This is a genomic window from Mycobacterium sp. P7213 (assembly GCF_900604305.1).
GTDB lineage: Bacteria > Actinomycetota > Actinomycetes > Mycobacteriales > Mycobacteriaceae > Mycobacterium.
Genome location: NZ_UWOA01000008.1, coordinates 38007 through 52805, shown reverse-complemented (window position 1 = coordinate 52805; position 14799 = coordinate 38007). Strand labels below are relative to the sequence as shown.

Here is a 14799-nt window from a genome sequence, read left to right as displayed (position 1 = left end):
TCGGGCGGTCAGCGCCGGGCGGCCGCAACGTAGCGGATGGCCGCCGGAGCGCCGTCGAGTTCACGGTCGGACAGCCGGGGCAGCCGGGCCGCCGCGAACAGGTCAGCGATACCGGATTGGCTGGTGGCCCAGCCGCTTTCGGTGAGATGCCGCACGACGTCGGTGTGCTCTCCGGAATAGAACGGGCCGGGCCCGGTGAGGCTCAGGCCACGCCGGCGCCACCGCTCGACGAGTGATTCGTGATGGACGGCCTGCGGCCGGCTCGGTGGCACCGCGTGATCAGCGGCGAGCCGGCTGCCAGGCGCGCTGAGCGCAGTGACGCCGTCGAGCAGACGATTCTGCGCATCGGAGGGGACGTACCAGACCAGCAACCCCTCGATCACCCACACGGTGGGCGCGGCGGCGTCAAAACCCACCCGGCACAGAGCCGCCGGCCAGTCGCCGCGTAGGTCGACGCCGACCGCGCGACGGTTGACGCTCGGCGTGGCGTCCCAGGCCCGCATGGTGCTGGTCTTGAAGTCCACGACATTCGGATGGTCGACCTCGAAGACGATGGTCTCCGGCGGCCACCACAGCCGATAGGCCCGGGTGTCGAGCCCCGAGCCCAGGATCACCGCCTGCCGGATGCCCGCGCGGGCGGCATCGGTGAAGAACGCGTCGAAGAACAGGGTCCGCGCCGCGGAGAACTCGGCAAACCGGGGAAATCCCCCGTCTCTGCCGAGCCGGCTGATGTCGAGGTCCCCGTCGGCCACCCGGATGCAGAACTCCAGGCCGACCTTGTGCACCAACGGCGCTGCGAACGGGTCGTTGATCAGCTCGCGCGACACCGCCGCGGCCCGTGCCGCCGCCAGCACAGTGGCCATGACGCCCGCGCCGCTGGCCAGGCTCCCGGCGTCATCCTGCTCGTTCGGCGCCGTACTCACGGGTCCCCACCGCGACGGCACGACGTCAGTGTGTCCTTCTGCCGGCGGGAGCGCCGTGCACCACCGCGCGGACCGCGTCGTCTATCCCGCTGGCCGCGGCGAAGAGCATCTCGTCGCCGGCCTGCAGCGCCTCGGTCGCCCGCGGCAGAATCACCCGGTCACCGCGCTGCACCGCGACCAGCGCGGCGCCGTCGGGCAGCACGATGTCACAGACCTGCCGACCGATCAGCGGGTTGTCCTCGGGCAGAGTCAGTTTCGTCAGGCTGGCCTGACCGCGCCGCAGGCCCATCAACGGGACCAGGTGGCCGACGTCGATGGCGCCCTCCACCGCGGCGACCATCGCCCGTGGGGTGGAGACCGCCACGTCGATGCCCCACTCTTCGGTGAACAGCGGCTCGTTGCGGGCGTTGTTGACCCGAGCCACCACCCGGGCCACCCCGAACTCCGCCTTGGCCAGCAACGCGGTGGCCAGGTTGGCCTTGTCGTCACCGGTGGCAGCGATCACCACATCACAGATCTCGATGCCGCATTCCCGCAGCGCACTCAGCTCGCAGGCATCCGCGAGCAGCCACTCGGCTTCCGGGACGGTATGGGGCTGGTAGTGCGCCGGGTTGCGTTCAATCAGCAGCACCCGGTGACCGTCGCCGATCAGTTCTCGCGCGACCGACCGCCCCACCGCGCCGGCGCCGGCGATCCCGATGCGCATGCTGGCTCCCCTCATCCCCCGCCGCTCCGGGCGTAACACAGTCGTGACAGCGCTACTGATTTACTGACAGATAACACGAACCCGCCGACTTTGAGCGAATCACATAGGCGGGTCCGACCGCCACCAACAGCCCGAACGGGGATCAGATGAGCCTGGAACAGCTCTACCTGGCTCTGTTGATCGGGGGCTTGGTCCTGCTGGCCAGCATTATCGCCACCCGCGCGGCGGATCGGGTCGGGCTGCCCAGTCTGTTGCTGTTCCTGCTGGTCGGTGTGGCGATCGGCAACGACGGGCTGGGCCTGGATTTCTCCGACGTACAACTGGCCAGTGACCTGGGCACCACCGCGCTGGCCGTGATCCTGGTCGAAGGTGGTTTGACCACCCGGTTCGCCAACATCCGTCGGCTGCTGGCGCCGGCGGCGGTGCTGGCCACCGTCGGCGTCGTGGTCAGCATGGCGGTGATAGCGGTGGCCGCGCACCTGCTGCTGGGTATCAGTTGGCAATTGGCGTTCCTGCTGGGTGCGATCGTCTCACCGACCGACGCCGCGGCGGTGTTCTCCATCCTGCGGGTGCTGCCGCTGCCCAGACGGGTGGCCGGCCTGCTGGAGGCGGAGTCCGGTTTCAACGATGCCCCGGCGGCCATCGTGGTGCTGATGCTGAGCACGACGCCGCTGGTGATCGACCCCGTCCACGCCATCGGCGGGGTGTTCTATGAGCTGGTGGCGGGCTCGGCGATCGGCCTGGCCGTCGGGCTACTCGGCGCGATAATGCTGCGCCGGGCGGCCTTGCCGGCGTCCGGTCTGTATCCCTTGGCGACGTTCGGGCTCGCCATGGTGGCGTTCGCGGCGGCGGCGTCGTTGCACTCCAGCGGATTCATCGCCGCCTACCTGTCGGGTGTGGTGCTGGCCAACTCCGGCCTGCCGCACCGCGCGGCCATCCGCTCGTTCGCCGAGGGGCTGGGCTGGCTGGCGCAGATCGGGCTCTTCGTGTTGCTGGGCCTCCTGGTGAGCCCGAGCCAGTTGTCCGGCGAACTGATCCCGGCGCTGATCATCGGTGCGGTGCTGCTGCTGTTGAGCCGGCCGGTGTCGGTGGTGGCGTCGCTGATCTGGTTCAAGGTGCCCTGGCGTGAACAGATCTTCCTGTCCTGGGCGGGACTGCGTGGCGCGGTCCCGATCGTGCTGGCGACCTTCCCGATCGTCGAGGGCGTACCGGACAGCTACCGCCTGCTCAACATCGTGTTCATCCTGGTGGTGGTCTACACGGTGGTGCAGGGCCCCAGCCTGGGGTTGTTCGCCCACTGGCTACGACTGATCCCGCGCGACGCCACCCGCGAGATCCAGGTCGAGGCGGCGCCGCTGGACGTCTTGGAGGCCGAGCTACTGACCATGACGGTGCAGCCGGGTTCGAAACTGCACAACGTCTCGGTGCTGGAGCTGCGGCTGCCCGACCCGAGCGTCATCACGCTGATCATTCGCAAGGGCGACACCTTCGTGCCGCAGCCCGACACTCGGATCACCATCGGCGACGAGCTGCTCATCGTGACCACCAGCAAGACCCGCTTGTCCGCCGAACGCCGGCTGCGAGCGGTCAGCCGGCGCGGCAAGCTGGCCCACTGGTTCGACGAGTACGGCGATAACGAGTAACCCCGTCGCGGTGGCCCTGCGCTGGGAGCGGGGGCCACTCGTACTCTTGCGCCCTCAGCGCGGCGTCAACGAGAGAAGGTGAGCAGCGGGATCGCCGTCTCAGCCGGGGTGAGCCCGCCGTGGAAGCCGATGAGTTGTGCCGTCTGCGGCGGCTCGTGTTCGGTCGCCAGTATCGCGGTGTCGCCGGTACAGGTCACCACGAGGTCGCCGATACGTGCCAGATGCCGGTCCCGCACCGGCCCGAATACCCCTGAGGCGACGGCCTGTTCGCGGGTTTGCACCAGGGCGCGCCCGGCCAGGCGTTCGGTCCAGGCCGCCAGCACGTCGGCTGTCGCGCCCGGCTCGGTGTGCAGGTAGCGCACCCGCGGCTCACCGGCGACCACCCGGATTCCGGCCCGCAACGCCGGGTCGGCGTCGAGGTCGATGCGGGCCTCCTCGGGCACGTTGAGCCCGCCGTGGTCCGCGGTCACCAGCAGCGCCGTGTCGCGCGGCAGCTCCTCGAGGAGATGCCGCAGCAGCGCATCGACTTTGGCGGCCGCGGCGTGCCAGTGCGGTGAGCCGATTCCCGACACATGCGCGGCGTGGTCGAGTGCTGCGGTGTAGCCGTAGACCAAGCCCGGCGCGGCCAGCTCCGCGGCGACCCGCCGCGCGTAGGGCTCGCCCTTGGCCACCGGGCGAAACTCCGCGCCCCGGTAGGCGGACTCGGTCAGCCCACTGCCGACGAACATCTCCGGCAGCACGGCGCGGGCCGCCACGCCGGCGTCGCGCAGCCGCTCGAACCAGGTGGGCACCGGCTGCCAGAGCGCCGGCGGCGGCTCGTCACCCCAGAAGATGTGCGTGAGCACCTGATCCGTTCCGGGGACATTGACGGTGAAGCCCAGCACGCCATGCTCGCCCGGGGGTACGCCGGTGCCCAGCGAGACCAGGCTGGTCGGTGTGGTGGAGGGGAACGTGCAAGACAGTTCGGTCAGTTGACCGGTGGTACCGGCCAGCACCGAGGCCAGCAGCGGGGCGTCCCGCGTCAGCTGCGGCAACAGTTGGTAGCCCAGCCCGTCGACCAGCACCACCGCCACCCGTTGCACGCCACCGACGCGCTCGCGCAGACCGAGTGTGTCGGTCGCGCCCGAAACTCCAAGCAGCGCGGCCGCGGACGGCAGGATGTCGCAGATCGAACCGGGCACCGGTTCAGCCTGCCATCGATCGGCGCCGCGCTGCAGCCCAGGAGCTAGCTGACGCCGTCGCCCTCGGCTTTCGGCAGATCGGCGCCGGGCTTGGCAGCGCTGGTGTTCGACTTGGTCTTGGTGTTATTGCCGCCCTGGGCACCTGAGCCGTTACCGCCACCGCCGGAACCACCGCCGCCGTTGCCTCCGCTGGGCATGCTGAGCTTGGGGAAGCTGGTGGAGTTGTTCGAGTTTTCCGAGTCGCCGGTGTGATGCTCGCCATTGGCAGGCGTCGGGGTGGTGTCGCCGGAGTTGGTGTCGGTGGGCGTGCCCGGGCTGGACTCGGTGGCCGGTTCTGGACTGAGTTGCCCTGGCTCGCCGTGCAACAGCTGATCGAGTTCTGCCAGCGGGTCCTGCAGGACTCCGGAGGCGGCCAGGTCCACCGAGCCCGCCGGAAGGTCGGCCACGTCGACAGGGTCGGGGCCGGCACTCGCCGCGCCGATCACGATGTCGAGTAAGTCCTCGAGGTCGGCGTGCGCCGCCGGTGCGACCAGCAAGCAGAATCCGGCGGACACAATCGTGGCCGTCACACGGACCGCCGCCCGCTGCCCTCGGCTCAAGCCGCCACCCCGGGGACCGCTCATCCGTCCAGACCTTCCTCGATGAACCTGGCCCGGCGACACTCCGCCAGGCCGAGGACGAACGTAGTCGTTTATCGCTCATTTACGCGACCCGGAAAGCCCGTTGAATAACAATGTTCAAAAAGCGTTCACTTTCCGTCACCGCTCCAGCCACCACCCCTCGAGACGCGGCATTTCCCCTGGTAAAGCCCGGAATTGAGATCGGCGTCACAAAGGCCGTGGCCAAACACACGGCGAATAATTCGGCTACCCACATAAAAGGGCCCACGGCTCCTATCTTTTATTGAAGATCGGCCATCTGCGGGATATAAGAATCAGCACGAGCGATAAGCGTCACCAACGGGCTCACCGCGTCCGTGCGGCGAACCACCCGTGCGCCGACAGTCAGCGGGTTAGCGTTCGTGGCGTGGACACACCCCCAATCGATCTCGGCTCCTGGATCGCCCGGCGGGCCGCCGCGACGCCGAACCTCCCCGCCATCACCTACGGCGAAATCACCTGGACCTACCTGGATTTCGCAAATCGGATCGACAGGCTGGCGGCCGAGCTGGCCGCCGGAGGGATGCAGCGCGGGGACCGGGTCGGCTACGCGGGCCTCAACCACCCGGACTTTCTGGTCACGTTGTTCGCCGCGGCACGGATCGGCGCCTCGTTCGTGCCACTGAACTGGCGACTGACCGCCGATGAGTTCGGCTACATCCTGGGCAACGCGCAGGTACACACCCTGGTCGCCGATGCCGAGCGCGCCGCAGTGATCGATGCGGTGCGCCGACAGGCCGGCCTGCGCCGGGTGATCGCGCTGACGCCGGTCCCGGGCTGGGAGGTGCTCGACGAGCTGCTGGCCGAACGGGCGCCCCTGGCCGACCCGGTCTTCGCCGAGCCCGACGACATCGCGGTGATCATGTACACCTCTGGCACCACCGGGCACCCCAAGGGGGCCATGCTCACTCACGCAAACCTGTTCTGGAACAACATCAATGCCCTGCTGACGTTCGACACCAGCCAGCACGACGTGTCGCTGGTCTGCGCGCCGCTGTTTCACATCGGTGGGCTCAACGTCACCACGCTGCTGACCCTGCAGAAGGGCGGCCGGATCGTGCTGATGCCCACCTTCGATCCAGCCGAAGCGCTGCGACTCCTCGCCGAAGAACGGGTCACCACCATGTTCGGGGTGCCGGCGATGTTCTTGTTCATGAGCCACCGGCCGGAGTTCGCCGACACCGACCTGTCCAGCGTGCGCAGCTTCGTCTGCGGTGGCGCGCCGGTGCCCGAGCCACTGATCCGCCGCTACGCCGAGCGCGGCATTCCGTTCGCACAGGGCTACGGGCTCACCGAGACCGCCCCGCTGGCCTTGGTGCTGCGCACCGATGAGGTCGGCGTGAAAATCGGCGCCGCGGGCAACCAGGTACTGCCGCTGTCGGATGTGCGGCTTGTCGATCTCGAGAACCAGCCGGTGCCGGCCGGCACGCGCGGGGAGATCTGCGTGCGAGGGCCGCAGGTGATGGCCGGCTACTGGCGCAATCCCGAGGCAACCGCGGCAGTGATCGACGGTGAGGGATGGTTTCACACCGGCGATATCGGCCAGGCCGACGACGAGGGCTATGTCTGGGTGCTCGACCGGGTGAAGGACATGGTGATCTCCGGCGGCGAGAACGTCTACCCGGCCGAGGTCGAAGACGTGCTGTACGGACATCCGGCCGTCGCCGAAGTGGCGGTGCTGGGCACCCCGCACGAGAAGTGGGGCGAGGCGGTGACGGCCGTGGTGGTGCTGCGGCCGGGCGCCACGTTAGAGCTCGATGAGCTGCGAGACCACGCCCGGCAGAAGCTCGCGGCGTTCAAACTGCCGATCCGGCTGGAGTTCGTCGACGCCTTGCCCCGCACACAGTCCGGGAAAGTGGTGAAGTACCAGCTCCGAGAGGTGCTCTCCGGCCGACCAGACAGACAGTGATGTCACAGGTGACGCGCAGGTAGTAGGCAGCGCCCTTCCAGAGTCCTGCAGCCTTTGTTAAGTTCCGGTAAATTCCGGATCTGAACCCCCTGAATCTGGTTCGGCGTTATGGCCGCGACCGCTGCACCGAAGAGGTACCCAATGGCGCCCCAGCGCAAATCCGTTGCGTCCCAGCGCCGCCACCGCACTCTGGCAGCGAGCGCCGTGCTGACGCTGGGACTGAGCCCGGTGGGATTCGCGCCCACCGCCAGTGCCGATCTGGAAGATCTGCTCGACCCGAGCTACTGGATGGACCCGGCCAGCTGGTTCGACCCGGGCGATGTCGGCAGCGCGGTGTTCGACCCCAGCGCCCTGGGCCTTGGGGATCTGTCGAGTTGGTTCGACGGTCTGGGAGCGGCCGACTTCAGCTTCTCCACGTTCAGTTTCGATGACTTCGCGCAGAGCATCTACCTGGATCTGCACACCGGCATGCAGGACTGGATGTCCAGTTCCTTCGGGCAGCAGATCGGCGATCTGATCAATCCGATGTTCGCCTCCGACTCCGTGTGCGGACTGATCTGCAACGGCCTGGCCGGCACCGAGGACGACCCGACCGGCGGCGGCGGTGGCTGGCTGTTCGGCGACGGCGGCGCGGGCTATGACTCCGATGTGGCCGGGGTGGCCGGCGGCAACGGCGGCGCGGCCGGGTGGTTCGGCAACGGTGGTGCCGGCGGTATCGGTGGCGCCGGCGCCGACGGCGGTGACGGCGGCACCAGCGGAACCCTGATCGGGATCGGCGGCGCGGGCGGCCAGGGCGGCGATGCCGTGGCCGGAGGGGACGGCGGTAACGGCGGCAACGGTGGCGGTGCGGCCGGAAAGTGGTTCTCCTTCGGCGGCGTCGGCGGCAACGGCGGGGCCGGGGGCGATGCAACGGACGGCGCCGGCGGGGCCGGTGGTCACGGCGGCAACGGGGGTACAGCGGTCGCGAACGGCCCGACCGCCGGCGGCTCGAAACCGTCGGTCGGCGCCAACCTGTTCAAGATCGGCGGCGCCGGGGGCACCGGCGGTGCCGGCGGTAGCGGCGACACCGGCGGCGCGGGCGGCAACGGCGGCGGCGGCGGTCTGTCGTGGACGCGGTACGGCGGGGTCGTCGGCGGGGCGGCCGGTGACGGTGGCATCGGCGGCGCCGGCAACGATCTGGGCGGCGCGGGCGGCACTGGTGGCCTCGGCGGCGGCACCTTCTCGCTGTTCGGTGGCACCGGCGGGCAGGGCGGCACCGGCGGCGCCGGGGGTGCCGTGGACGGCGACGGCAGCACCGCGGGGGCCGGCGGCACCGGTGGGCAGGGCGGCACCACGTTCGCGATCTTCGGCGGTAACGGTGGAGCTGCCGGCGACGGTGGTGCCGGTGGCGCCGCCGACGGCGACGGCAGCACCGCGGGAGCGGGCGGTAACGGCGGTGCCGGCGGGCTCGGCGGATTCCTGTTCGGCGGCACCGGCGGCAACGCCGGCGACGGTGGTGTCGGCGGTGCTGTCACCGGCGCCGACAGTGCCGCCGGCGCGGGCGGCAACGGCGGCACCGGTGGACTTGGCGGCTTCTTCAGCGGCGGGCAGGCGGGTTCCGGCGGTAACGGCGGCACGGGTGGCGCCAGCAGCGGCACCGGTGGCATCGCCGGTGCCGGCGGTGACGGCGGCGGCGCCGGCTCGCTGGCCAACTTCTTCAGTTCACCGGATCAGATCATTACGGCGTTGACCCAGATCTCGACAGTCAACGGCAAGGACCCCGCGGACCTTCAGGAACTCCTCGACAAGGTCGCCGAGCTGTCCGGCAACCCACTGTTGTCGCTCACCTCGGGCAGCGGACTTTTCGGCGGTTCGGGAGCCGATGGCGGTGCCGGCGGGGCCGGAGGATTCGCCAGCGGTGACGGCGGCCACGCCGGGGACGGCGGCGACGGTGGCGTCGGCAGCGCCGGCGGCGGCCTCCTAGGAGGCTCAGGTACGCCCGGCAGTGGTGGCGCCGGCGGTAATGCCGGCGACGCCAGCGGTGCCGGTGCGGTCGCCGGCAACGGCGGCAGGGGCGGCGACGGCGCCTCGGCGGGCCCGCTCTCGGGCAGTGGCGGTAACGGCGGCAATGGCGGTACCGGCGGAAACGGCAGCGACGGCGCCTCCGCTGGCTACGGCGGCAGCGGCGGCAGCGGCGGAAACGGTTCGTTCCTAGGCGGCAGTGGAGGCGCCGGCGGTGCCGGCGGGTCCGGGGGCACCAGCGGCGGCGGCGTCGCCGGCCAGGGCGGTGCCGGTGGCACCGGCGCCACCGGCTTCGGTGACTTCTTCAGTGCGCTAGGCAATATCGTCAACGGCGGCGCTCGACCGGATATCGGTTCGGGCGGCGGCGGCGGTGGCGGCGGTGGCGGTGCTGGAATCGCCGGCACCGGCGGCAACGGCGGCGACGGCGGCGACGGGCTGCAGTCCGCCGGTGGTGCGGGCGGCGTCGGTGGTGCCGGTGTCGACGGCGGGACCGGAGGCACTGGCGGGATCGGCGCCCAGGGCGGTTCTCTGCCTTCCCTGACCGACGGCACCGCCGGCGGCAATGGCGGCGCCGGTGGCGCGGGTATCGGAGCCGGGAGTGTCGGCGGCAACGGTGGAGACGGCGGCGTCAGCACCACCGGGCAGGGCGGTACCGGCGGCAACGGCGGCACCGGACTGGACGGCGGTACCGGCGGAAACGGCGGGCGCGGCGGTAACGCGGGTACCGGCGGCGCCAGCCGCACCTCGCCTGGCGATGACTCGACCGACACCATCACCGTGCCCGGCGGTGTCGGCGGAGCCGGCGGCAACGGCGGCAATGGAGGTACCGGCACCGCTGCGGCCACCGGCGGTGACGGCGGCGCCGGGGGCAACGGCGGCAACGGCGCCGACGCCACCGAGACCGGCCCCGGCGGCGCCGGCGGCGCGGGCGGCACCGGCGGCACCGGCGGCCAGATCGGCCCGAACGGCGACGGTAGCGGCGGCGTCGGAGGCAACGGAGCCGACGGCGGTACGGACGGTGTGGCCGGTGCGGCGGGCGGAGCCGGCGGCAGCGGTAGTGCCGATGGCACGCCGGGTGCGCCTGGGACGCCCAGCGCGCCTTCCGACAGCGCAAGCTGACCTGATCCAAGCCACGCTCTGGGTGGCAGGATGAACGAATGGCAACCGGCGCCGCCTCTGATACCCCGGCCTTCAACCCGATCGATCCGCTGAGCCTGGACACCCTGCTCTCCGACGACGAGATCGCGCTGCGCGACACCGTCGCCAAGTTCTGCGCCGAACACGTCATGCCGCACATCGCCGAATGGTTCGAGATCGGCGACCTCCCGGCCCGTGAACTGGCCCGGGAGTTCGGCAAGCTCGGGCTGCTGGGCATGCACCTGGACGGCTATGGCTGTGGCGGAGCGTCGGCGGTGCATTACGGACTGGCCTGCGTGGAGCTGGAGGCCGCCGACTCCGGCCTGCGTTCCCTGGTGTCGGTGCAGGGCTCGCTGGCGATGTATTCGATCTACAACAACGGCTCCGAAGAGCAGAAGCAGCAATGGTTGCCAGGCATGGCCGCCGGGGAGCTGATCGGCTGCTTCGGGCTGACCGAGCCCGACGTCGGCTCCGACCCGGCCGCCATGACGACCCGGGCCAGGCGCGATGGAACCGATTGGGTTCTCAATGGCCGCAAGATGTGGATCACCAACGGCTCCATCGCTGACGTCGCGGTGGTGTGGGCGGCCACCGACGACGGTGTCCGCGGTTTCATCGTGCCCACCGACACCCCGGGGTTCAGCGCCAACACCATCCACCACAAGCTGTCACTGCGCGCCTCGATCACCAGTGAACTGGTGCTCGACGACGTGCGCCTGCCGGCCGAGGCCCTGCTGCCCCAGGCCCGCGGCGTCAAGGGCGCGTTGGCCAGCCTGTCCGAGGCGCGCTACGGAATCATCTGGGGCGCAATGGGTGCGGCCCGCTCGGCCTGGCAGGCCGCCCGCGACTACGCCACGCAACGCACCCAGTTCGGCAAGCCGATCGCCGGCTTCCAGCTCACCCAGGCCAAGCTCGTCGACATGGCCCTCGAGCTTCACAAGGGACAGTTGTTGTCCCTGCACCTGGGCAGGCTCAAAGACAATGCCGGTCTGCGCCCCGAGCAGGTCAGCTTCGGCAAGCTCAACAACACCCGAGCCGCGCTGGAGATCTGCCGAACCGCGCGAACCATCTTGGGCGGCAACGGGATATCGCTGGAATACCCGGTGATCCGGCACATGGTCAACCTGGAGTCGGTGCTGACTTATGAGGGCACCCCCGAAATGCATCAATTGGTGCTCGGCCAGGCGTTCACCGGTCTCAGCGCTTTCCGCTGATGCGGCGCAACGGCCCCGGAAGGCAAACCTGGGCTTCCCTGATGAATTCTCACATGGCAGGCTTGTGAAAATGACGAGTCGCGAGGTTCTTGGGCAACGGGCGGCGGCATTCCTGGCGCTGCACCAACCGGGCAATCCGGTGATCCTGCCAACCGTGTGGGACGTGTGGTCGGCGAAGCTGGCCGTCGGCGCCGGATTCGCAGCGCTGACCATCGGCAGCAAGCCGGTCGCCGAATCGCTGGGCAAGGCCGACGGCGAGGGCATGTCGTTCGCCGAGGTGCTGGACCGAGCCCGCAAGATCACCGCCGCCGTCGATGTGCCGGTGTCCCTCGACGTCGAATCCGGTTACGCCGAGTCGCCGGACCGCCTGGTCGAGAGCCTGCTGGATGCCGGCGTGGCCGGATGCAATATCGAAGACTCGGTGCACAGCGAAGACAAGCGGCTGCGGTCGTCGTCCGAGCACGCCGAGTACGTGGCCGCGCTGCGGACAGCCGCCGACGCCGCAGGCCCACATCTGGTGATCAACGCCCGCACCGATCTGTTCCTGCGTAAAGACGGCGACGACACCGACCGGGTCGACCGGGCTATCGCGCGGTTGACCGAATGCGCGCAGGCGGGCGCGGACGTGCTCTACCCGGTCGGTTTCCATGACGCAGAAACCCTGCGCATCCTGGCCGAAGCCCTGCCGAAGCCGGTCAATGCGCTCGCCGCACCCGATACCGCCGACCCGGCCTCGTTCGGCGCGCTCGGCGTCGCACGGATCAGCTTCGGACCGCTGCTGCAGGCCGCCCTGGGCAAGCACGCCGGGGAGGTCCTGGCCCGCTGGGCCTGAGCACATCCTTCCGCGCCGTCGACACCGAATTTGACACCTGTTAAGTTCGTCGTCGTGGACAACATTCGCGGTAAGACCATTGCCATCACCGGCGCCGCCCGTGGTATCGGGCTGGCCACCGCCACTGCCCTGCTGGCGCGTGGCGCTCGAGTCGTCATCGGCGACCGTGACGTCGCGGTTCTCGACAAGGCGGTCAAGCAGCTGAGTTCGGGCGGTCAGGTCAGCGGCCACCCACTGGACGTCACCGACCGCGAATCGTTCTCGACGTTCCTGGACAAGGCCCGTGCCGACGGTGACGGCCACATCGACGTGCTGATCAACAATGCCGGCGTCATGCCGGTCGGGCCGTTCCTCGACCAGTCACCCGAATCGATCCGCTCGGCGACCGAGGTCAACTTCTACGGCGTGCTCAACGGCTGCCAGTTGGTCCTCCCGGAGATGATCAAGCGCCGCCGCGGCCACATCATCAACATCGCCTCATTGGCCGGCATCGTCGCCGTGCCGGGACAGGTGCTCTACGCCGGAACGAAATTCGCCGTCGTCGGTCTGAGCACCGCGATGTCCGACGAGTTCGCGCCGCAGGGCGTCAACGTCTCTGCCGTGCTGCCCACCTTCACCAACACCGAACTGATCTCGGGCACGACACCGTCGGCAGCCCAGAAGCCGGTGGAGCCCGAAGACATCGCCGCCGGCGTCGTCAAGGTGCTCGACAAGCCCAAGACGCTGGTCTCGGTGCCCAGCTTCGGGCGTCGCGTCTCGATCCTGGCGAGCCTGCTGCCGGACCGGGGCCGTCGCTGGCTCAACAAGAAGACCCACAACGATACGGTGTTCTTGCAGTTCGACACCGCGGCACGCAAGGCCTACGAGGACCGCGCGCAGCACGCCACCGGCGTCGTCGAAGACGACTGAGCACCCCGGGGTCACTCCCCGAGTGATCCCGGGCAACTGCCTATCCCAGCGCCTGATCCAGGTCGGCGATCAGGTCGTCGGTGCCTTCCAGCCCGACGGAGATCCGCACCACCCCGTCGCCGAGTCCGATCGCGGCGCGCCCGTCGGGCCCCATCGCCCGGTGGGTGGTGGTGGCCGGGTGGGTGATCAACGACTTCGCATCGCCCAGGTTGTTGGAGATGTCGATCAGTTTCAGTTTGTCCAGCAGCTCGAATGCCCGCTGCTTGGCACCACTGTGCGGCCCGTCGAGTTCGAAGGTGATGACGGTGCCGCCGCCAGACATCTGTTTGCGCGCCAACTCGTATTGCGGGTGCGACGCCAAGAAGGGGTAGCGAACCCAACTCACCGCGGGATGCTGCTCTAGGAACTCCGCGATCCTAAGCGCCGCGGAATTTGCGTAGTCGACCCGAATCGCCAGCGTTTCAAGGCCTTTCAACAAGATCCACGCGTTGAACGCACTCAGCGCCGGTCCAGTGTGTCGCATCAGGGTTTGCACCGGACCGTCGATGTAGTCCTGGTCGCCCAGAATCGCCCCGCCCAGGACGCGTCCCTGCCCGTCGAGGTGCTTGGTGCCGGAGTACACCACCACATCCACCCCCAGCGGTAGACCCTGCTGCAGCAGCGGGGTGGCGAAAACGTTGTCCAGCACCACTTTCGCGCCGGCGGCGTGGGCCAGCTCAGTGACCGCGGCGATGTCCACCAGCGACTGCATCGGGTTGGACGGCGTCTCGAAGAACACTGCCTTGGTGGGTACCGAAAGTGCCTGCTCCCACTGCGCCAGGTCCTCACCATCGACGAACACGGTTTCCACGCCCCAACGCGGGAGGATCTCGTTGCAGATCACGAAGCAGGACCCGAACAGGCTGCGCGCGGCGACCAGACGATCGCCGGCCTTCAACAGCGCACCGAGTGCCACGAACACCGCCGCCATGCCGCTGGCGGTGGCGAACGCCGCGGGGGCCCCTTCGATCAGGCGTAGTCGTTCCTCGAACATCGAGACCGTGGGGTTGCCGTAGCGCGAGTAGACGAATCGGTCCACCTCGCCGGTGAACGCCTGCTCCGCGGCGGCCGCGGAGTCGTAGACGTATCCCGAGGTCAGAAACAGCGCCTCGGCCGTCTCCTCGAACTGGGTGCGTAGCAGCCCGCCGCGCACCCCGATAGTGGCCGCGCTGACCCCGTCCGGCAGCGGTTTGGGGATGCGGACGGAGCGGGTCGGTCCCGCGTCGCTCATGACTGCGTCCAGGGCAGGCCGACTGCGCGCCAGCCGGTGCCTCCCCGGTGGCCGTGCTCATCGAGATTGCCCTCGAAGCCGTCCAGCACGTTGTAGGACGGCGTCAAGCCCAGTGCGGTACCGGTTTCGGCGGCCCCGATGGAACGGTTGCCCGAGCGGCACAAGAAGATCGCCGGCCCGCCGGCAACGCGCGCCGCCAGTTCACGGGAGAAGTCGCGGTTGGGCGTTCCATCGGAGTGAACCCACTCGATGCAGACCAGTTCGCGGCCCAGATCGGAGACGTCGGGCAGTCCGACGAAGCGCCATTCGGCGTCGGTGCGAACGTCGATGAGCGTTGCCGCCGAGTCGTCGCGCAGTATCGCCCAGGCCTGCTCAGGTGTGATATCTCCTGCGTAGCTCACCTGCGGAAGTCTCG

Annotated in this window: 12 protein-coding genes; 6 read left to right on the top strand and 6 right to left on the bottom strand. The window is 69.4% G+C overall.

Annotated elements, in window-relative coordinates:
• Positions 1-8: 8 nt before the first annotated feature.
• A complete protein-coding gene (locus EJK91_RS04605; protein WP_125078360.1) occupies positions 9-923 on the bottom strand; it encodes an SAM-dependent methyltransferase in 915 nt (304 codons plus the stop codon).
• Between the two features lie 25 nt (positions 924-948).
• Positions 949-1629, bottom strand: a complete 681-nt coding sequence (locus tag EJK91_RS04600) for a potassium channel family protein (protein WP_024440150.1) — start codon at positions 1627-1629, stop codon at positions 949-951.
• Positions 1630-1775: 146 nt separating this feature from the next.
• Between EJK91_RS04600 and EJK91_RS04595 the strand changes: the two genes are divergently transcribed.
• Positions 1776-3272: a potassium/proton antiporter gene (locus EJK91_RS04595; RefSeq protein WP_024440151.1), complete on the top strand. Its 1497-nt coding sequence runs from the start codon at positions 1776-1778 to the stop codon at positions 3270-3272.
• Positions 3273-3337: 65 nt separating this feature from the next.
• On the opposite strand, the gene EJK91_RS04590 is transcribed toward EJK91_RS04595, so the two are convergent.
• Both EJK91_RS04590 and EJK91_RS04585 read right to left on the bottom strand, forming a co-directional pair.
• Complete coding sequence (locus tag EJK91_RS04590; RefSeq protein ID WP_125078359.1) at positions 3338-4453, bottom strand: alkaline phosphatase family protein; 1116 nt, start codon at positions 4451-4453, stop codon at positions 3338-3340.
• Positions 4454-4497: 44 nt separating this feature from the next.
• On the bottom strand, positions 4498-5076 hold the full coding sequence (locus tag EJK91_RS04585; RefSeq protein WP_241178624.1) for a hypothetical protein: 579 nt from the start codon (positions 5074-5076) through the stop codon (positions 4498-4500).
• A 403-nt stretch (positions 5077-5479) separates the two neighbouring features.
• Between EJK91_RS04585 and EJK91_RS04580 the strand changes: the two genes are divergently transcribed.
• The 5 genes from EJK91_RS04580 to EJK91_RS04560 all read left to right on the top strand — a co-directional run bounded on the left by EJK91_RS04580 (position 5480) and on the right by EJK91_RS04560 (position 13114).
• Positions 5480-7021 (top strand): acyl-CoA synthetase, encoded by a 1542-nt coding sequence (locus EJK91_RS04580; protein ID WP_036456812.1) that lies wholly within the window; start codon positions 5480-5482, stop codon positions 7019-7021.
• A gap of 141 nt (positions 7022-7162) precedes the next feature.
• A complete protein-coding gene (locus tag EJK91_RS22900; protein ID WP_164517877.1) occupies positions 7163-10141 on the top strand; it encodes a PGRS repeat-containing protein in 2979 nt (992 codons plus the stop codon).
• Positions 10142-10179: 38 nt separating this feature from the next.
• Positions 10180-11373: an acyl-CoA dehydrogenase family protein gene (locus tag EJK91_RS04570; RefSeq protein WP_024440155.1), complete on the top strand. Its 1194-nt coding sequence runs from the start codon at positions 10180-10182 to the stop codon at positions 11371-11373.
• Between the two features lie 70 nt (positions 11374-11443).
• Positions 11444-12205: an isocitrate lyase/PEP mutase family protein gene (locus EJK91_RS04565; protein ID WP_024440156.1), complete on the top strand. Its 762-nt coding sequence runs from the start codon at positions 11444-11446 to the stop codon at positions 12203-12205.
• 54 nt (positions 12206-12259) lie between these two features.
• Positions 12260-13114: an SDR family oxidoreductase gene (locus tag EJK91_RS04560; RefSeq protein WP_024440157.1), complete on the top strand. Its 855-nt coding sequence runs from the start codon at positions 12260-12262 to the stop codon at positions 13112-13114.
• Between the two features lie 40 nt (positions 13115-13154).
• Here the strand turns inward: EJK91_RS04560 and EJK91_RS04555 are convergent, their stop codons facing one another.
• Positions 13155-14384 (bottom strand): O-succinylhomoserine sulfhydrylase, encoded by a 1230-nt coding sequence (locus EJK91_RS04555; RefSeq protein WP_125078358.1) that lies wholly within the window; start codon positions 14382-14384, stop codon positions 13155-13157.
• Positions 14381-14785 (bottom strand): rhodanese-like domain-containing protein, encoded by a 405-nt coding sequence (locus EJK91_RS04550; protein WP_024440159.1) that lies wholly within the window; start codon positions 14783-14785, stop codon positions 14381-14383. Before EJK91_RS04550 ends, EJK91_RS04555 begins: the two co-directional genes overlap by 4 nt.
• Positions 14786-14799: the final 14 nt, after the last annotated feature.

Coding starts and splice junctions, on each gene's coding strand:
- EJK91_RS04600 (WP_024440150.1), bottom strand. CDS start 1,629: ATGCGCATCGGGATCGCCGGCGCCGGCGCGGTGGGGCGGTCGGTCGCG.
- EJK91_RS04595 (WP_024440151.1), top strand. CDS start 1,776: ATGAGCCTGGAACAGCTCTACCTGGCTCTGTTGATCGGGGGCTTGGTC.
- EJK91_RS04585 (WP_241178624.1), bottom strand. CDS start 5,076: ATGAGCGGTCCCCGGGGTGGCGGCTTGAGCCGAGGGCAGCGGGCGGCG.
- EJK91_RS22900 (WP_164517877.1), top strand. CDS start 7,163: ATGGCGCCCCAGCGCAAATCCGTTGCGTCCCAGCGCCGCCACCGCACT.
- EJK91_RS04570 (WP_024440155.1), top strand. CDS start 10,180: ATGGCAACCGGCGCCGCCTCTGATACCCCGGCCTTCAACCCGATCGAT.
- EJK91_RS04565 (WP_024440156.1), top strand. CDS start 11,444: ATGACGAGTCGCGAGGTTCTTGGGCAACGGGCGGCGGCATTCCTGGCG.
- EJK91_RS04555 (WP_125078358.1), bottom strand. CDS start 14,384: ATGAGCGACGCGGGACCGACCCGCTCCGTCCGCATCCCCAAACCGCTG.